The organism is Rhizobium etli CFN 42, assembly GCF_000092045.1.
Classification (GTDB): domain Bacteria; phylum Pseudomonadota; class Alphaproteobacteria; order Rhizobiales; family Rhizobiaceae; genus Rhizobium; species Rhizobium etli.
On record NC_007766.1, the window covers coordinates 311,427 to 329,774 of the forward strand.

Annotated in this window: 14 protein-coding genes; 3 read left to right on the forward strand and 11 right to left on the reverse strand. The window is 62.0% G+C overall.

Annotated elements, in window-relative coordinates; all coding sequences use genetic code 11:
* Positions 1 to 163 precede the first annotated feature (163 nt).
* The 5 genes from RHE_RS27895 to RHE_RS27915 form a co-directional block, all read right to left on the reverse strand.
* Positions 164 to 1,534 (reverse strand): NCS1 family nucleobase:cation symporter-1, encoded by a 1,371-nt coding sequence (locus RHE_RS27895; protein ID WP_244425846.1) that lies wholly within the window; start codon positions 1,532 to 1,534, stop codon positions 164 to 166.
* 207 nt (positions 1,535 to 1,741) lie between these two features.
* Positions 1,742 to 2,893, reverse strand: coding sequence for an alpha/beta hydrolase (locus tag RHE_RS27900; RefSeq protein ID WP_187331745.1), 1,152 nt, complete (start codon positions 2,891 to 2,893; stop codon positions 1,742 to 1,744).
* Between the two features lie 184 nt (positions 2,894 to 3,077).
* The gene (locus tag RHE_RS27905; RefSeq protein WP_011428591.1) at positions 3,078 to 6,149 is read right to left on the reverse strand and encodes an efflux RND transporter permease subunit; all 3,072 of its coding nucleotides are present in this window, start codon (positions 6,147 to 6,149) and stop codon (positions 3,078 to 3,080) included.
* Entirely contained in the window at positions 6,146 to 7,231 is a 1,086-nt protein-coding gene (locus RHE_RS27910) for an efflux RND transporter periplasmic adaptor subunit (protein ID WP_011428592.1), read from the reverse strand. Before RHE_RS27910 ends, RHE_RS27905 begins: the two co-directional genes overlap by 4 nt.
* A complete protein-coding gene (locus tag RHE_RS27915) occupies positions 7,228 to 8,301 on the reverse strand; it encodes an efflux RND transporter periplasmic adaptor subunit (RefSeq protein WP_011428593.1) in 1,074 nt (357 codons plus the stop codon). The genes RHE_RS27910 and RHE_RS27915 overlap by 4 nt, the downstream gene beginning before the upstream one ends.
* A 112-nt stretch (positions 8,302 to 8,413) precedes the next feature.
* On the opposite strand from RHE_RS27915, the gene RHE_RS27920 reads away from it, so the two are divergent.
* Both RHE_RS27920 and RHE_RS27925 read left to right on the forward strand, forming a co-directional pair.
* On the forward strand, positions 8,414 to 9,046 hold the full coding sequence (locus RHE_RS27920; protein WP_011428594.1) for a TetR/AcrR family transcriptional regulator: 633 nt from the start codon (positions 8,414 to 8,416) through the stop codon (positions 9,044 to 9,046).
* Between the two features lie 112 nt (positions 9,047 to 9,158).
* Positions 9,159 to 10,196 (forward strand): LacI family DNA-binding transcriptional regulator, encoded by a 1,038-nt coding sequence (locus RHE_RS27925; protein WP_011428595.1) that lies wholly within the window; start codon positions 9,159 to 9,161, stop codon positions 10,194 to 10,196.
* 40 nt (positions 10,197 to 10,236) lie between these two features.
* On the opposite strand, the gene RHE_RS27930 is transcribed toward RHE_RS27925, so the two are convergent.
* On the reverse strand, positions 10,237 to 11,265 hold the full coding sequence (locus RHE_RS27930; protein WP_041679322.1) for a helix-turn-helix domain-containing protein: 1,029 nt from the start codon (positions 11,263 to 11,265) through the stop codon (positions 10,237 to 10,239).
* A 168-nt stretch (positions 11,266 to 11,433) separates the two neighbouring features.
* Between RHE_RS27930 and RHE_RS27935 the strand changes: the two genes are divergently transcribed.
* Positions 11,434 to 12,585, forward strand: coding sequence for an ROK family transcriptional regulator (locus RHE_RS27935; RefSeq protein WP_011428597.1), 1,152 nt, complete (start codon positions 11,434 to 11,436; stop codon positions 12,583 to 12,585).
* Between the two features lie 165 nt (positions 12,586 to 12,750).
* Here the strand turns inward: RHE_RS27935 and RHE_RS27940 are convergent, their stop codons facing one another.
* Genes RHE_RS27940 through bglB form a run of 5 tightly spaced genes read right to left on the reverse strand, consistent with a single transcriptional unit; the run spans position 12,751 to position 18,345 of the window.
* Positions 12,751 to 13,797 (reverse strand): carbohydrate ABC transporter permease, encoded by a 1,047-nt coding sequence (locus RHE_RS27940; protein WP_011428598.1) that lies wholly within the window; start codon positions 13,795 to 13,797, stop codon positions 12,751 to 12,753.
* Position 13,798: 1 nt separating this feature from the next.
* A complete protein-coding gene (locus tag RHE_RS27945; RefSeq protein WP_011428599.1) occupies positions 13,799 to 14,794 on the reverse strand; it encodes a carbohydrate ABC transporter permease in 996 nt (331 codons plus the stop codon).
* Between the two features lies 1 nt (position 14,795).
* Entirely contained in the window at positions 14,796 to 15,902 is a 1,107-nt protein-coding gene (locus tag RHE_RS27950; RefSeq protein WP_011428600.1) for an ABC transporter ATP-binding protein, read from the reverse strand.
* Complete coding sequence (gene pglB, locus RHE_RS27955; RefSeq protein WP_011428601.1) at positions 15,890 to 17,254, reverse strand: polygalacturonase PglB; 1,365 nt, start codon at positions 17,252 to 17,254, stop codon at positions 15,890 to 15,892. The genes RHE_RS27950 and pglB overlap by 13 nt, the downstream gene beginning before the upstream one ends.
* The gene (gene bglB, locus RHE_RS27960; RefSeq protein WP_011428602.1) at positions 17,251 to 18,345 is read right to left on the reverse strand and encodes a beta-galactosidase BglB; all 1,095 of its coding nucleotides are present in this window, start codon (positions 18,343 to 18,345) and stop codon (positions 17,251 to 17,253) included. Before bglB ends, pglB begins: the two co-directional genes overlap by 4 nt.
* Positions 18,346 to 18,348 lie beyond the last annotated feature (3 nt).

Below are 18,348 nucleotides of genomic sequence, written 5' to 3' on the forward strand. Positions count from 1 at the left end.
AACATGCATCCGCTTCCGCACGGGGACGGCTAAACCCTCACTGTCCGAAAAAACGCCGAACCAATCGCCAGAGGGCGGCGCGCCGTTGAACGTGGCCAATGACCGGCTCCTTTTCCAAACGGAACATAAAGGCGCCTAGCGATGGCCAGGCGCCTTTGTTTCGTCATGATGCGAAGGCCGGAGTGCGCCGCGCGCCCATTCTCAGCACGAAATAGATCGCCCCGCCGATGGCGACGCCGAAGAACCAGCCATAGGTGCCCCACCAGTCGGGCAGGATGGAGGTGAAGGTCGGCAGGATCGAGGAGAACAGCGCACCGACCGCAAAGGCGATGAAGGCATTGCCGTGCCAGCCGTTCTGGAACCGGAACTCGCCATTCTCCTGATAGAGCGCCTCTACGTTCAGCTGGCTCTTCCGAATGAGATAGTAGTCGACCATCATGATGCCGAAGATCGGCCCCATCGTCGAACCGATGAAGTTGACGAAGTGCGCCGCACCCGTCTCCCAGGGAGCGAATGGATAGAGCACGAGGGCGATCAGCGCGGCGATATATCCGCCGCGCTTGAAGTTGATCTGGCGCGGGAAGACATTGGCGAAGTCGAAGGCCGGCGAGACGAAGTTTGCCACGACGTTGATGCCGAGCGTGGCGACCGCGAATGTCAGCGCTGCAAGCAGCGCTAGGAACCAGCTGTCAAATTTCGCAGAGATCATTTCCGGATGCAGCAGCACCTCGCCGTAGACGGTGAAGGCGGCCGTGGTCGTGACGCCTGCGACGAGGCAGAAGGCCAGAAGATTGATCGGCAGGCCCCAGAGATTGCCCTTCCGCAGCGCCTTTTCGCTCGTTGCGTAACGCGAGAAATCGCAGAAATTCAGATAGAGCGCAGCGAAATAGGTAAGCCAGGTGGCGGCGACAGCGGCAAGCGCCGCAATCGAGCCGGGTTCACCCGGCACGCCGGCATCCTTGGTCTTTTCGATCAGCACGTCGCGCGGGATCTCCGAACCGAAGGAAAAGGTGCCTGATTTGGCGACCAGATAAACCGCGAGGATCAGCATCATGATCCAGACGGCAGGGCCGGCCCAATCCTGGAACTTGCGGACCGTTTCCATGCCGCGCTGAATGATCAGCAGCTGCAGTGCCCAGACGATGACGTAGCAGATGAGTTCGAGGGTCGAGTGGCCGAGCAGGTGGCTGTTCTGATGGAAGGCGAGCAGGCTCTCATTCCTGATCAGGAGGGCGACGATCGCACCGGATGCGGCGGCGGTCTGCGCCCCGTACCAGAAGCAGGCGACGACCGCCCGGACGAGCGCTGGAACATTGGCGCCGAAGGTGCCGAAGGAGGCGCGCGCCAGAACCGGAAAGGGCACGCCCGTGCGCACGCCGGCATTTCCGACCAGGCTCATCAGGAAGAAGATGACGAGAGAGCCGATACCGATGGCGATGACGAAGTTCACGAAGCTGCCGCAGAGCAGGAACAGGCTCGCCGCCAGATAATAGCCCCAGAGACTATGGACGTCCGATGTCCAGACGTTGAAGATGCTGAATGCACCCCACTTACGCTCCTCCGCGGGCGCAAGATCCTCGTTGTACTACGAGGGAGACGGATTTTGAATGCTCATAATGCCCTCCCATATCCCCAGTGGCCGACTCGGCCACGATGGAAGTCTGCGCTTCATTTAGGCATCTGACAATTTAATAGTCACATTGTACACAATCCTGATCAACCAGATTTACAGGCTATCGGCCTATTGCGAGCGAACGACACGTCCTGCCAAGCGAAACGGGCTTGCGACTGCGGCGCCTGCGGCATCGAACACGAAGGCGCCGACATCGCCGGCGGTCGACCGCCCGCCGCTTTCGAAGGAAGCAAGCTGGGCGCCGAACTTCGCGAGTGATGCGTAGCGGTCGTGGCCCAACCCGTCGGAGGTCTTGATCGAGGTAATGTCGATGACCCGGAGCCTGGCCTGCAAGGCCGCCTTCTGGATGACGGGATCGTCGATATCGAGGCGGCCGACGCGCGCCCGTTCGCCGGCGATGAAGCTTGAGGCCACAAGCGCCCGGTCGTCCCTGGAAACCAGGAGGGAGATCGGGTTCGGCATTGGACCGATGTCCTTCAGCTGCGACCGGAAGACATCGACGTCGATGTCAGGAGCGGCGAGCACCACCGCCAGCTTGCCAATCACGGCGTCGCGATGCTGCAGCTTGAGTTCTCGCACCGTTTCCATCACCAGAAAACCGCCCATGCTGTGCCCGAACAGGATGATGCGCTTCACCTTGGCCGATGCCGAGAGCGATGTGACGAGGGAATTAAGTTCGCTGCGCGAGGAAAGCGCGGCGTCGCGGTCGGCGACATATCCGGCTACGGATGCCGCCGACGGCCAGGAAAACAGGATCGGAGCGCCCGGGATCTTCGCGTCGGCGGCGATCTGCGCGGTGCGGTAAAGCGCCTCCTGGTAACTGTAGTTGTAGCCATGGACGAAGATGCCGACGGTGCCTTCGGGCGGCACGGCGGCGAGCGCCTGCTGTACGAAAGCCTCCTTCGGCAGCTGCCTGCGCTCGATGACGGCAAATTGGCGTTCGGGGTCCGGCTTTGCCCTGGGATAGGTGATCGCGGTATCCTTCCTACCGGGAGGAACCGAAAACGCGTACTGCTCATAGGTCAGCTTCTCTGACCATGTGCTGTCGAATCCGCCCCGCACGCGATCGGGGGTTCTGTTGGTCGCGACGAGCACGCCCACCCTGTCCGGAGCCGTTTCCGAACCGGCCGGCTCGCTCAGATGCACAGGCGTCAAGACCTCAGGCGATGGCCGCGTGGCGCAGCCGGCAAGCATCGCCAGGCCGATGGCGACGATGATCGCCGGTATTGCCTTTGGCAAGCCTCGGAAATGCCGCTGCATTATCGATCCGTTTCCCTCAAGGCCAGACGCTCTCCGGCCTGTGGTTCTGTCCACGTCATCATTCGCCATGCCCTTCCCGCTCGGGTGTGGGATGGCATCGCCCGCGCCATCCCACCTATTTCGTCGCGGCCCGTGTTGCAGCGGCCGCCGCGGCGGCCGTAGGCGATGGCCGTCGAAGACTCTCTCATGCCTCCGCCGTGACTTCGGCCCGAGCACCCTCGTCCTTCGGGATCCTGAACCACGCGACGTAGAGCGCCGGCAGGAACAGCAGGGTGAGCGCGGTGCCGATGACGATGCCGCCCATCATGGCGTAGGCCATCGGTCCCCAGAAGATCTCGCGCGAGATCGGGATCAGCGCGAGGGTTGCCGCCGCCGCCGTCAGCATGATCGGGCGCATGCGGTGTTCGGTCGCCTCGATGACGGCCTGCCATGGCGCGACCCCTTCGGCGCGCAGATGCTCGATCTGCACCACCAGGATGACCGAGTTGCGGATCAGGATACCGATCAGCGCCAGCACGCCGAGGATGGCGACGAAGCCCATAGGCGCATTGCTGAGCAGGAGCGCCGTGACCACGCCGATCAGGGCCGTCGGCGCGACCGCAAAGACCAGGAAGAGGCGGCTGAAGCTCTGCAGCTGGATCATCAGGATCGTCGCCATCGTAAACAGCATCAGCGGAGCCACGGCCGCAATCGGCCCTTGCGCCTCGGCGCTGGATTCGACGGCACCGCCGATTTCCACCTTGTAGCCGACGGGAAGGTTCTTCTGGAATTCCTCCACTTTCGGCTTCAGCTGATCGACTATCGTGGCCGGCTGTGTCGAACCGATGACGGCTGCCTTGAGCGTGATCGTGGGCTGCCGGTCACGGCGCCAGATCGTCGGCTGCTCGAGTTCGTAGCGGAAATTCGCGACGGCCGACAAAGGCACGACCTTGCCGTTGGAGGTGGAGAGCTGCAGATTCTGAAGGGTCTGGATGGAGTCGCGCTCGGATGCCCTGGCTCGCCCGACGACGTTAACCAGGTAGATATCATCGCGAATCTGTGTTGCCGTCGAACCTTCGACGATGCTGTTGAGCGCGGTTGCTATGTCCTCGGAGGAAACGCCGAGCTGGCGCGCCTTGTCCTGAAGCACATCGACCTTCACGACGCGGGAGGGCTCGTTCCAGTCCAGCACCATGTTCGACAACAGCGGATGCGAACCGACGACGCCCGCAAATTGCTGGGAGATATCGCGTACCTTCTGAATATCCGGCCCGCTGATCCGGTACTGGACCGGTTTGCCCACCGGCGGGCCGATATCGAGAAGCTTCACGAAGGCATCAGTGCCGGGGAAGGTCTTCGTCAGATAATCCTGCAGTTCCGCCCGCACCTTGTCGCGCACGTCGAGGCCTTTGGTGACGATGATGGTCTGTCCGAAGGTGACATCGGGCGTCTGCACATCGAAGGACAGGATGAAGCGCGGCGCGCCCTGGCCGACATAGGTCGTCCAGTGGTCGATATCCTTGTTATCGGCCAGCATCTCCTTTTCGAACTTGGCCATCTGCCTGTTGGTCTCGGCAATCGAGCTGTTGTGCGGCAGGTTCCAATCGATCACGAGCTCGGTTCTGTCCGAGTTCGGGAAGAACTGCTGCTGCACCAGCCCCATGCCGCCGACCGAAAGGGCGAAGACGCCGACCGTCAGCACGATGGTGATCCAGCGCCAGCGCATCGCCAGCGTCAGCAGCCAGGAGAAGACAGCGGCGAAACGCCCCTTCTTCTCGTGATGCGACTTCATCGTCTTCGGCAGAATCGTTACCCCGAGAAGCGGCGTAAACAGCACAGCGACGATCCAGGAGACCACAAGCGAAACCGCGATGACGACGAAAAGCGTGAAGGTGAATTCGCCCGCCGCGCTGCTGTTGAGACCGACCGGGATGAAGCCCGCGACGGTCACCAGCGTTCCCGTCAGCATCGGAAACGCCGTCGATGTGTAGACGTGGGTCGCGGCCTTTCTCAGGTCATCGCCCGCCTCCAAGCGTGCCACCATCATCTCGACGGCGATCATGGCGTCGTCGACGAGCAGCCCGAGCGCGATGATAAGCGCGCCGAGCGAAATGCGCTGAAGCGAAATGCCGGAATATTCCATCACCACGAAAGTGATGGCGAGCACGAGCGGAATGGAGATCGCCACCACCATGCCGGCGCGCAGGCCGAGGCTGATAAAGCTGATGACGAGCACGATGACGATCGCTTCGAAGAGCGCGCGGGTAAAGCCTGAGACAGCCTCGTCGACGACATGCGGCTGGTCGGAAACACGGTGGACATCCACCCCGATCGGAAGATCGGCGACGACCTGTTTCATCCGCGCGTCGAGCGCCTCGCCGAACTCCAGCAGGTTGGCGCCCTGCTTCATGCCGATCGCAAGTCCGATCGCCGGCTCTCCATTGAAGCGAAACAGCGCCGAGGGCGGATCGACGTAACCGCGTTTGATCGTGGCGACATCGGTCAGCGGGAAGAAGCGGTCGTTGATGCGAAGGTTGATCGACCGCAGGCTCTCCTCGGAGGTGAACTGTCCACTCACCCTCAAGGCGATGCGCTCCGGACCGGCATCGACGAAGCCGGACTGGGTGACGGCATTCTGGGCCTGCAGCGTCTGGATGACCGATTGCTGGTCGATGCCGAGCGCTGCGATCTGGCGCGTGGAGAATTCGAGATAGATCGCCTCGTCCTGGGCGCCGATCACATCGACCTTGCCGACATTCGGCACCGTCAGAACTTCGGAGCGCGCATTTTCCACGAGATCGCGAAGCTGGCGCTGGGTCAGCCCGTCACTGGTGAAAGCGTAGATGTTGCCGAATACGTCGCCGAAGCGGTCGTTGAAGAAGGGACCGACGACCCCGCTCGGGAAATCGCCCTTGATGTCGGCGATCATGTTGCGGATGCGCAGCCAGGTCGGCGCGACATCCTTAGCCTTGGTCGTCGGCAGCAGCTCGACGAAGACGGTCGTCTGGCCGGCAACGGTCTGGCTTTTGGTGTAGTCAAGCGATTCCAGTTCCTGGAGCTTCTTCTCGATCCTGTCGGTCACCTGCCGCGTCACCTCCTCGGCGGAGGCGCCGGGCCACTGAGCGGTGATGACCATCGTCTTGATGGTGAAGTTCGGGTCTTCCTCGCGGCCGAGGTTCAGGTAGGAGAAGGCGCCGGCGAGAATGAACACGATCATGAAGTACCAGACGAGCGAACGATGCTCGAGCGCCCAGTCGGAAAGATTGAAGGACTTCACTGGCTGATCTCCTGGTCGATCCTGATGGCTTGGTCATCCTCAAGTTTATGCACGCCTGCCACGACGACCCTCTCTCCAGGAGCGAGCCCTTCGGTGACGCGGACGGTGCCGCCATTGGACACGTCGCCGTCGATGCTCACATGGCGGCGCGAGACCTTCTTGCCTGCTACGTCCACGATCCAGACGCTGGCGCCGTCGGTGCCGGCAAGGATCGCCGAGGACGGCAGCACGATCTCGGGATCGGCAGCGATTGTTGCGGAGGCTGTGATGACCGCGCCGAGCCTGAAGGCTTCAGGCGGATCGGCGAGCGCGATCTTGGTCCTGCTCGTGCGGGTGGCGGTCTCCGCCTCCGGCGCGATCTCGCGCACGACGCCCGTCGTGCGGATCGAAGGCTCGAGCTGCAGCGTCACTTCGAAGGGGGCGCCGATCTTCAGTTTCTGGGCAGCGGCCTGGGGCACGTCGACAACGGCGTCACGCTTGTCCGGCCGGGCTATCGTGACGACCGTCTGGCCGGCCGACACGACCTGGCCGACCTCGGCCGAGGTTGCCGTTACGACGCCATCGAATTCCGCCTTAAGCTGCGCATAGCCGAGCTGCTCCTTGGCCTTGTCGAGATTGGCCTGCGCCTTGGCGACGGCGGCGGCGGCCGTCCGTCTCGCCTGTTCGGCCTCTTCGAGCGAGGCCTCCGTGCCCGAGCGCGATTCCACCAGCGCGCGCTGGCGCTGTTCCGTCGTCACCGCGTTTCGAAGCTGGGCGTCGCTGTTCTCGACGTCGGATTGGGCGCTGCGCACGGCAAGTTCCAGCGCCAGCGGATCGATGGCGGCAACGACATCGCCCTTCTGGACGACGTCGCCGACATTGACATTGCGGGCGATCATCCGCCCGAGGATCCGGAAGCCGAGTTCGGTCTCGATCGTCGGCTCGATTGTGCCGGTCAGGCCGAGGCTGGTTGCAGGCGTCTGCCTAACTGTCATCGACAGCACGGGACGGGGCGCTTCACCAGTGCTTTCCTCCTGCTTCGTGCAAGAGGAGATCAGGGCCGTACCCATCATCAGTGCGATTATCTTGGGACGAATACTCACTTGGATGCTTCCTTGACGTAAGACACGATTTCACCGGGTCTGAGGAATTTGGTGCCGTCGGTCACCACGACGTCGCCTGCCGACACGCCCGACTTGACGATGAAGCTGCCGGTCTCGTAGCCGGCGACTTCAATCGCTCTCACTGAGACCACAGAGGATGAGGGATCGACGATCCAGACGGCGGGCTTGCCGTCCTTGGAGGTCATTGCCGACCAGGGCAGCTGGATGACGTCCTGGGGGACATAACTGAACTTCCCGACGACGGGAGCGCCGAGCGGAATAGGAGCATCGCTCGATATCGCGACCTTGACCCTGATGGTGCCGGTGGAAGAATCGATGGTCGGCGAAATCTCGCGAACCTTCGCCGTGATCTTCTGCGAGGGATTCGACAGCAGGGCCACAGTGCCGTCGCCGTCGATCGGGCGCAGGAAGGCGCTCTCGACCACTTCGAAGACGGCGTCCCGGTCGCCGTCATGGGCAAGGGTGAAGACGACCTGGGCGGCCTGCGCCACCTGTCCGACCTCTGCATTGCGGGCGGTGATCACCCCGGCGGCATCCGCCTTCAGCTCCGTGTAGGATAAGGTATCCTGCGCGGTTTCAAAAAGCGCCTGCGCCGACTTCGTCGATGCCTGCGCGGTCAGAAGCGCCTCCTGCGCCTGGTCGAGCGCAGCGCGCGTTGTCACTTGTGTTCGAAACAGGCTCTGCTGGCGGTCGAAGGCAAGCTGCGCCTGGGTCTGCTGAGCCTCAGCGGACTGAAGATTCGCGGCCGCTACATCCAGATCGGCCTTCTGTTCTTCCGGATCGATGCGCGCCAGCAGCTGCCCTGCCTTTACGGACTGCCCGACCTCGACCAGCCGCTCGACGATCTTGCCACTGACGCGGAACGACAGATCGGTCTGAACACGGGCGCGGACCTCTCCCGTCAGCGCACCGCCCTCGCTCAGCGGCTCAGACCTGGCGACGACGACGCCGACCTGCCGCGCGGCAGGTTCGCTCGGCCCGCCTGGCTCGCTGCAGGAGACGAGACCGATCGTGCATACGATCGCTGTGGCGACCAGAATGGTTCTCATGGTTGACCTCTTGCTCTCAACGGCAGCTGCTATATAATTGACTGACGGATTAGTCAATGAAACTTTCACGACAACGACGGCGGGCAATCAAGTCAAGGCAGGCGAGGCACGAATGGCGGCTCAGAAGAAACTCACGCGCGCGGAACAGAAGGCGCTGCGACCCATCCAGATCCTGGATGCCGCATTCGAGGAATTCGTCAGAAACGGGTTCGCCGGCGCCCGCGTCGACGACATCGCAGACAGGGTCGGCGTCACCAAGGGCACGGTCTATGTCTACTTCGAGACGAAGGAAAAGCTCTTCGAAGCCATGATCAGCCACTTCTCCGTCCCCTTTCAGGAACTGCTCCAAATCACCGCTGGCCTCGGCGGCAGCGCCACCGACAGGCTGATGTCCATTCTCGGTCTACTTTACGACCAAATCGCGGAGGATCGTACAACCCGCGAATTGACACGGCTGGTCATTTCGGAAGGACAGCGGTTCCCCGACCTGATCGATCGCCACCACGACCAGTTCATAGCGCCGATTATCGCCAGGATCGACGCTCTCATCCTGGAAGGCGTTGCGTCAGGGGAATTTCGCGAAATTCCCGTCGAATTCTCCGACATCGTGGTCGCGCCGATTCTGACGACGACGGTTCTGCGGTTGATCTTCGACGATCGCCGCGTGCCGACGCCTAGCAAGGACGCCTTCATGCGAGCCTATTTCGACCTGCTGTTCAACGGGCTGCTTGCCGAACGTCGCTGATTGCGGATGACGAAAATATCAACGCAAGCACATGGCTTTTCTAAAGTCTTTATGTGAAAACATCGAGTTAGCTTATGCTTCGAAGGTACGATCTGAATTCCTGGCGGAAAAAGTGGAACGTAAAGTCAATCTCAAAGATGTCGCACGCGATGCCGAAGTGTCGCTGAGCACGGCCTCGCACGCCCTGAACGGCACTGCGCCGCTGACGATCGAAGTGCGGGAAAGAGTTCTGGATTCGGCAAAACGTCTCGGTTATCTCGACCGCCGGAGAAAGAAGGCGACGATCGCCGCCTTGCACGTTCTGCTTCTCGCCATTCCTCACGATGCCGCGCCGGAGAGCGATCTCAATCTGGTGAGCTGGACGATTCTCAATGGTCTTCGCAGGGAATGCGAGCGTCGCGGCATCCGCATCGTGCCCTACGTCAGCAGCGGCCGGCGCATCGACGGCGCCGAGGTCAGGCAGATCGCCATATCAGAACGCGCTGATGGCATCGTGGTGCTGAATGATGATCAGCCCGAACTCATCCGCAGCCTCGCCTCGGCGGATATGCCCGTCGTCATCGTCAACGGCGAGGATCCCGCCATGCTGGTCGATACGGTGACACCTGAAAACCGCTTCGGCGCACGGCTCGGAATCGAGCACCTCCTGGCGCTTGGCCACCGCCGGATCCTGCATCTGACCTGGAAGGGCCGCACGACCATCCAGCGCCGGTATGACGGTTTTTCCGATGCCTATTTCGCCGCACAGCTTCCCGTGCCGAAGGATATGATCATCGAGGCGGAGGGATATGAGCCCCGGCATGGCGAAGCGGCCATCAATGCGCTGCTCCATCGCGACCCCACGCTGAAAGGCGCAACCGCCGTCTTCTGCGCGGCCGACAATCTGGCGCTCGGCTGCCTGAAGGCATTGGCCGATCGCGATATACGCGTTCCCGACGCAATATCCGTGCTCGGCTTCGACGACATCGTTCCCGGCGAGTTCAGTCGCCCGCCGCTGTCCACCGTGAGCGTGCCGACCGACCGTCTCGGCGCGGCAGCGCTCGCGCTCATCGAACAGCGGTTGATTGCCAATGATCCGCAGCGGCCGGCTCATCGTCTGGAGCTCGGCTGCCATCTCGTCCTGCGGGGCAGCATCGCACCGCCGCGCTAAAATGCCGGAAGAGCCAGCCTCTCGAGCTCCTAAGCTCACCTCAGCGCAAGCGCTCAGCCCGCAGCCGTGTATCGCGCGGGCTTTCTCCAAAGGTGCTGCGGTAAATGATGGAGAACCTGCCCGCGTGGGCAAAACCCCAGATCGCGCAGATTTCGCGGACGGATTGCTGGTTCGTCGGATCCCGCAACTGCTCGCGTGCCGCCTGCAGCCGGATCGTGCGGAGGTAACCGGCCGGCGACGTTCCCCTGAAGGCCTTGAAGCCCGTTTGCAGCGCACGAAGGGAAACCCCGACATCATCGGCGACCATCGTCATGGTGAGAGGTTCCGCGATATTGGCATGCATGTAGTCGATAGCGCGTCGGACATGCCAAGGTGCAATCAACGATACTTTCTTTTTTTCCAGATGATCGGAAAACCGATGCCGGCCAAATCGGATCACGAGGTGAGCAAGAGTTTCGCTCATCGCGGCTGCGGCAAGAGGCGAAGATAGCAACGGACCGGCGCCGCGCATGCCCTGCACGATCGTCTGGAGCAGATTGCCGATGAGTTGGCCCGGCTGCGTCGCGCGATCCAGGATCGGGTCGAGACCGAACGACTCCGATAGGGGCTTTTCCACCAGCGAGGCGAGGACCCTTTTCATAACCTTCCAGTCCAGAAAAAGGGCGTCCGAGCGGTGCGGTCCTCCCTGGACCACACGATCGCCGACTTCGTGATTGTTGGCCATGAGAAAGTAACCGGCGCCACTTTCGACCGTTCTCTTTCCTATCGACAGTCGAAAAGAGCCTGTGTGCGGCATAAAAAACGCGAGATGCTGGGGAGACTCATCAAGCGTCCGGATCGTCCAGGAACTCTGATAGACCGAATGAAGCACCGTGAGCGCCTCAGTCCTTCTCAGATCCGCGGCCCAGGCGAATTTTCGGTCATCCTTCAACGGCTGTGCGCCGAAAACGCCGTAACCAGCCGTAAAGGCCTGAACCATTGATTCGAAGCTGGTGCCTCCATGCGTGGGCTCGAATCCGTACCCCCCATGCTCGGCAATTGCCATTTTCTCCCGTCTTAACGCATCCATGCCGCTCGGTTCTTTTCTTCTGCCGCCTGACATCATCGCGACTGGTCTGGCCAATCTTGATGGGTTAAGCAGGACCGGCAAAACCACGGATGATTTCGTTGCCCCGCAGAAGCAAAGCGTCCCCTCCACCTGCTTCACACCTACAGTGTAAATCAATATGTTTGGAAAATGAAGTACGCTCCGCTGGACCACGTCGCCCCACACTTCCTGCGAGACACAGAGCCCGCGAGAGTAGCCTCCCGTAACGAACGGGACCTTTTGCGGTTGATCTGGAAGTCGCCCGGCATCGAGCGCTCCAGCCTGACCGATCCACTCGATCTCACCCAGCAATCGCTGCACAGAATCGTCGGCCGGCTTCATGATCGGGGAATGGTCGCCTTTTCCCAATCGGAAAACCGGCGCCCCGGTCCACCAAGCCCGGAGCTGACACTGCGAAGGGAGTGGTGTCTGACGCTCGGCATCTCCATCAATGTCGGAACGATTGGCCTTTGCCTCATGGGTTTCGGCGAACCATTGGACAAAATGGAAATTCCCCAGGCCGGCTCGTCGCTATCCCTTGAAATGGAGCGGATCGAAGCAGCGGTCGAACAGATCCTCGCCCGGCGCAGCGCCAAGCGGCGCGACATCCTCGGCGTCGGCCTCGCAGTCTCCGGCCATCGCATGCTGGATACGGCTTTCAATTGTCCCCTGCCGCTCGCCCATTGGTCGCTGATCGACCTGGCGCCATTGCTTGGGGAGCGGCTTGGCCTGCCGGTCTGGGCAGACAATGTCGCCAGGACTGCGGCCTTGGCGGAAGCAATTTTCGGCGTCGGGCGTGACGTTGCCGATTTTGCCTATATCGCCCACCTTCATGGCTATGGCGGCGGCCTTGTCTCCGGCGGCATGCCGTTTCGCGGCAGTTTCGGAAATGCCGGCGAAATCTCCGTTCTCTTCGGGCGTCAGGACTACGACGATCGCCCCGCTCTCAACCAGCTGCTCGAACATCTTCGCGCCAAAGGGCGCGTGGGCCTGACCCTGAGGGATCTGAAGAACGAAAATCTAGTGGAGTGGGACGGTGTCGAGGAATGGATCGACCGCGTCACTCCGGCCCACAACCGAGCCATCAATGCGATCTGCGCGATCTTCGACCCGGCATTGATCGTGCTTGGCGGCGAGCTTCCACATTCACTTGCGAGAATGCTGATCGAACGCACCGAATTCAACAATCTGCCTCGGCATGGCGCATTGCGCGACGTTCCGGGGCTGGCCGTGGCGAATATCATCGACGCCCCCGGCGCGATCGGCGCAGCCCTGATCCCGCTCTTCGAAACTGTTCTGTGATCGCGGCTCAGGCAGCCAACCCGCCCCGCTTCCCTCTAAAGAGGACTGAAGCGCACCGCAGGACCAGGTGCGGTGCGCTTCAGCTGGCGCGAGATGGGAAGGCAGTCTTCAATGCTTGGGAGGTTTGCTCATCTCGACCCCAATCGGGGCTGCGCCAGGCTTCGTTCACTTCATTCCCGTACCGGCAATGCCCGTGGTGATGTATTTCTGCAGGAACAGGAAGACGACGGTGACGGGCAACAGGCTGAGGAAGGTCATCGCCAGGATATAGTGCCACTGCACCGAGAACTCTCCCTGGAAGGCGTTGAGACCGACCTGCAGGGTGAAATTCTCGCGGCTGTTGAGGACGATGAGCGGCCAGAGGAAATCGTTCCAGCGCCAGAGCACGGAAAAGATCGCCAGCACCGCAAGCGCCGGCGCCGTCAGCGGCAGGATGATCCGCCAGAAGATGCAGAATTCGCTCGCCGCATCGACGCGCGCCGCCTCGATCAGCTCGTCGGGTATGGTCAGCATGTATTGCCGCAGCAGGAACACGGCCGTCGGAGAGGCGACGGTCGGCAGGATGACGCCCCAGAGATTATCGGCAAGCCCGACCCCCACGATGACGAGATAGGCCGGAACCATGACGACGGCGAGCGGGATCATCAAGGTCGAGATGATGATGACGAACACAGTCGTGTCGCCCCGAAATTTGTATTTCGACAGCGCAAAAGCAGCCATGGCGTTGACGATCAGCGTCAGCAGCGTGGCAACCACGGTGACGAAGACCGAATTCTTCAGGAAGGTCAGGAAGTTGAAGCGCGTCAGCGGATCGGTGTAGTTCTCGGTGGCAACCGTCAGATGCTGGACCGGCGTGATCCCCTTCACGTCGACACCGACCGGTTGCCCCGGATTTGCAGGATCGACCATCTGCGCCTTGAGACCGATGCGCCGCACCATGGCCATTTCACGTTGCCGGCCGTCAATCGTTACGTTCCAAAGGCTGAGCGGCTTGTCGAATCCGGGCACGGTCTGTTCCACGGCGGCCCGGGGAAGCAGCGACGGTGGAAAGCGGGTGATCTCGGCCGCGGGCTTCAGTGAGGAAAGGCCTGCCCAGAGGACGGGAATGAGCACGGCTAGCGTTCCGCCGATCAACCAGACCCAGGACAAAACGTCGGTAATATCGATGCGCCCGGCCCGGCGTGTGCGTGAGAGAAAACTGATCGGGCTCATCTCAGGACTCCATTCGCTTGCCGAGGCGCAGCTGTATGAGGGTGAGGACCAGAAGCACCAGACCCATGAGAACCGATGCGGCGGAGGCAAGCCCGAAGAGACGGAGATCGCTGCCGAAGGCCATCTGGTAGATATATTGGACGATGAAGCTGTTGGCCGTGCCCGGGCCGCCGCCATTGGTCAGAACCCAGGCCTCGTCAAAGATCTGCACCGACTTGATCATCAGAAGGATGAATACGACGAGCAGGTTCGGAGCAAGAAGCGGCAGCGTGATCCTGAACAGTGTGCGGCGCGGTGAAGCGGCATCGATGGACGCGGCCTCGTAGAGATCTTTGGGGATTGCCTGGAGGCCGGCGAGCAGGATCAGCGTGTAAAAGCCCATATGGAACCAGACCGACACGACGACCACGAAAAAGCGCGACCAGCCAACATCGAGCAGGAAGATCTCGGGGGGAACGCCAAGCATCTGAAAGAAGGCGTTCAGCAGGCCGTTGCGATCGAGGAACCACTTCCAGATCAGGCCGATGACCACGGGAGAAAGCAGAACGGGATAGAAGAACATCGCCCGGAAGAAGCCACGCGCGAAGATCGCCCGATTGAGGATCAACGCCGTGATCAGCGCCACCAGCAATGTAGCGACGACATTAAAGGCCACGAACCAAAGAGTGTTCCACACCGCCGTCCAGAACAGCGATTCCTGGCAGGTTCCAGGCTGAAGGTAATTGCCGCAGGAAAGCAGGGTGCGGAAGTTGTCGAGACCGACGAACGGCCGGTCGGAGACGAAGAGATTGGTGCCGCCGGTGAAGGCGTAGCCGACGGCGATCGCGATGGGAAGGAACGTGAAGATTCCAAACAGGATGAGGTTCGGCGCCAGGAACAGCCATGGCATCCGCTTGCGGCCGAACAGACGCTCGATCGCATTCATGGGCGCCTCGACCACCCTCATCGCCGTTTCACCTGTCTGAGACAGCAATGTACCGGCCGTGATCTCTGCCATGTCAGCGCCTCCCCTGCCCGGACCGTCGGCCAAAGGCCAGGCCGCTTTCGGGATCGAACAGATGAACGCGGGCGGGATCTGCATCGATCAAGATACGGTCGCCCGAAACCGGCGCGAAATGGCCGACTTCATGGATGATGATCTGGTCATCTTGCCCGGCGAGATTGCCGTAGACATAGGTCTCGGTCCCGAGCCCCTCGTGATATTGCACGACGAACGGCAGGCCCCGCTCGCCGGATCGGGTGAAATGCGCGGGCCGGATACCGACCACAACCGCCTGACCGACCGCAATGCCGGCGGGATCGACATTGCTGACGATCGTGCCGCCATTGCCGACATCGACGACGACGCCGTTTTCGCCGACGCCCGAGACCCTGCCCTTGATGATGTTCATGCGCGGCGAGCCGAGGAAACCGGCGACGAAGAGATTGCGCGGATGATCGAAGAGCTCCAGCGGTGCCCCGACCTGCTCGACCCGACCGGCGCGCAAAACGACGATCTTGTCGGCCATGGTCATCGCCTCGACCTGATCGTGGGTAACGTAGATCATCGTCGTCTTGATGTCACGATGGAGCTTGGTGATCTCGGCCCGGGTCTGGACACGCAGCGCCGCATCGAGGTTCGACAGCGGCTCGTCGAAGAGGAAGATGTCGGGCTCGCGCACGATCGCCCGGCCGATCGCCACGCGCTGGCGCTGGCCGCCCGAAAGCTGCTTCGGACGCCGGTCGAGATAGGGTTCGATAGCCAGCATTCTGGCCGCCTCGGCAATGCGGGCCTCTATTTCAGCCCGCTTGAACTTCAGATTTTCCAGACCGAAGGCTAGATTCTTGCGCACGCTCATATGCGGATAGAGCGCATAGGACTGGAAGACCATCGCGATTTTGCGCTCGGCCGGCGACAGTGCGCTGACGTCCTTGCCACCGATCGCAATTGCGCCCGAGGTCACCTCCTCAAGGCCCGCAATGACGCGCAGCAGGGTCGACTTGCCGCAGCCCGACGGTCCGACAAAGACGACGAACTCGCCGTCCTTGATGTCGAGTTCGACGTCATGCAGGATTTTGACGGCGCCATACGACTTGTTGACGGTGGAAAGTTTCAGTTCTGCCATGCCCCACTCCCATCAGATGCCGTCGTTTCCATGACGACGTCGATTGCGTTCCAGCCTTGCGGCAGCGGTCCAGGCCTCGTGATCCGCACCTTGTTCATCGATATCCCGGCGACATCGGCCACGTAGACCGCCGGCATTCCGCCGGGATAGTCCTGCAGGCCGATCACCCGCCCGTCCGAACCCCGAGTCCAGGCATTGGCACGCCCGCCGCCATCGGCCTTCGGCGCGAGGTCGGCATTCGTCGGGCGCAGATCGTAGGTCCGCCCGGTGCCGAGCTGCCCGGGCTGCTGATCGATGGCGATCCGGGCGAGGGATACGTTGCTGATGCCCGCCGGCGCAGCCGCGATTATGGTGATCGCCCCTTCCATGCGGCCGGTCACGTCTTCGACGACGAGATTTTCGACGGCGCCCGCAGGCCGCTCGGCGATCCGGTCGACGACATTGACGGTCAGCGCCTCCCCGGAGCCCCAGAAGCCATCCGGCGTTTCCCGGCACTCTACCGAAATCCTGGAAAACCTCACATTCGAGATCCGGCCGCCGTCGCGGGAAAATATGCCGAGCGCCCGGTTGGAAGACGAGACGCTGCAATCCTCAAACAGGACATTGGTGACATCGCCATGCGTTTCCGTGCCGATCTTCAACGCACAGCTCAAGCTCTGAACGAAACAGCGGCGCACGAGAATGTTCTCGCACCGGCCGATGGCCACACCTTCAGGACCGATGCTCGTCTTCAGGCATATGCCGTCGTCGGCCGTCGATATGTTACAGTCCTCAATGACGGCGCCGCGGCAGGCGTCGAGCACGATGCCGTCCGTATTGGGAAGGCGGCGATCGTTTTCGATGGTGACGCTGCGGACCGCGACATCGGTGCAGTTGACGAAATGCAGCGTCCACATCGGCGAGCGGCTGATGGTGACGGAACTGATCTCGACCTCGTCGCAGCCTTCGAGGACGACGACACGGGGACGGAATTCGGCCGGAATGAAAGTTCCCACCGTCTCGTCGTCTCCTGTGATGAAGCTTTCGCAGCCGGCTTCGATGCGACCCTCCCCCGTCAGGCTGATGCGCCGCGCATCCCGCGCGACGATCATGCCTCGATCGGATTTTTCGGCGATCACCGAAACCGTTGTATGCGCGTAGGCCGCATAGTCGGGGACGGGCCGCAAGATCGCGCCGGCGGCAAGGTGCAGATCGACCCCGGAGCGCAGCCGGAGCCCCTGGCAGCGGTGGATGCCCGCCAGGAGCTCCAGGCGTCCGCCGCCGGAAGCCGAAAGAGTGTCGATCGCAGCCTGCAGGCCATCGGTATTATCGCCGTCGAACGCCTCGATCGCGACGCGGGAGGTGGTACTCATTGGCGTCGGCCGCTCTCGATGAAGACTTCGGTCAGCAGCAGCATGGTCAGCGCCTGGCCGTAGGGCGTCGGCAGGTTCGGGATGCGCCGGTAGAAATCGAGGTCATGGCCCATCGGCGTGCCGTCCGAAACGCCGTGGACGACGCCCTCCTCGTCGATCTGGGCGAGTACGGCCTTGAGCGCGCGCTCCGCATGGACCTTGTCGCTCTCGCCGAGAATGCCGGCGTCGATGGCGCGCAGAATGCCATAGGCGATGCCTGCGGTGGCCGAGGTTTCCAGCGGCGAAGAGGGATCGTCGAGCAGAGTCGTGAACATGCCGTCCGGCCGCTGATGTGCTTTCAGGGAACGCACCTGGCTGACGAGGACGTTCGACAGGAACCGCCGGTCCTTCTCGCCGAGCGTCGGCACGAGATCGAAGAGCTCGGGAATGGCGACGGTGATCCAGGCGTTGCCGCGGGCCCAAAAGGCATTGGCGAAATTGTGGCGGCCGTTGAAGGTCCAGCCGTGATACCAGAGCCCGGTCACGGGATCGGAGAGATAGCGGGTGTGGATGACGAACTGATAGACGGCCTCGTCGATCCAGTCGTTGCGCTCGCAGAGCACGCCGGCGCGCGCGAGGAACAGGCAGGCCATGAATAGCGTGTCATCCCACAATTCGCCGTCGTTGAGGCGTTCCTTGACGACGTGCTGGAAGCCGCCGTCTTCCGTCTTCGGCAGCTCCTTGACGAGCCATTCGGCCCAATCCTCGACAAGGGCGCGGAAATCCGGGCGGTCGACATGCTCGACGAGGATCGCGAGCGGCAGCATTGGCGCCGTGCTGTTGATCTGGCGCGGCGGCAGGCCGCGGTCGATCTGGGCGCTGTACCAGGCGACGAGTTCCTGCAGCGCCTTCTGGTCATTGGCGGAGATCGCACGGCGCAGAAAGCCGTAAAGGCCGACGCCGACTTCCCAGTCCCATTCGTCGAACTGGATTCCCGAAGCCGCATTGTCGGTCACGAGACCTTCCTTGATGCCCCTGAGCCGGCTGAAAGCCGTCGCCACGCGATCGATCGTCGTCAGGAGAGCGGCGTTGTCGACAGATGCTGTATTCATGCT

Bases quoted from the DNA above. Each gene is read 5' to 3' on its own strand.
- RHE_RS27900 (WP_187331745.1), bottom strand. From the start codon at position 2,893: ATGCAGCGGCATTTCCGAGGCTTGCCAAAGGCAATACCGGCGATCATC.
- RHE_RS27915 (WP_011428593.1), bottom strand. From the start codon at position 8,301: ATGAGAACCATTCTGGTCGCCACAGCGATCGTATGCACGATCGGTCTC.
- RHE_RS27920 (WP_011428594.1), top strand. From the start codon at position 8,414: ATGGCGGCTCAGAAGAAACTCACGCGCGCGGAACAGAAGGCGCTGCGA.
- RHE_RS27930 (WP_041679322.1), bottom strand. From the start codon at position 11,265: ATGGATGCGTTAAGACGGGAGAAAATGGCAATTGCCGAGCATGGGGGG.
- RHE_RS27935 (WP_011428597.1), top strand. From the start codon at position 11,434: ATGAAGTACGCTCCGCTGGACCACGTCGCCCCACACTTCCTGCGAGAC.
- RHE_RS27940 (WP_011428598.1), bottom strand. From the start codon at position 13,797: ATGAGCCCGATCAGTTTTCTCTCACGCACACGCCGGGCCGGGCGCATC.
- RHE_RS27945 (WP_011428599.1), bottom strand. From the start codon at position 14,794: ATGGCAGAGATCACGGCCGGTACATTGCTGTCTCAGACAGGTGAAACG.
- RHE_RS27950 (WP_011428600.1), bottom strand. From the start codon at position 15,902: ATGGCAGAACTGAAACTTTCCACCGTCAACAAGTCGTATGGCGCCGTC.
- pglB (WP_011428601.1), bottom strand. From the start codon at position 17,254: ATGAGTACCACCTCCCGCGTCGCGATCGAGGCGTTCGACGGCGATAAT.
- bglB (WP_011428602.1), bottom strand. From the start codon at position 18,345: ATGAATACAGCATCTGTCGACAACGCCGCTCTCCTGACGACGATCGAT.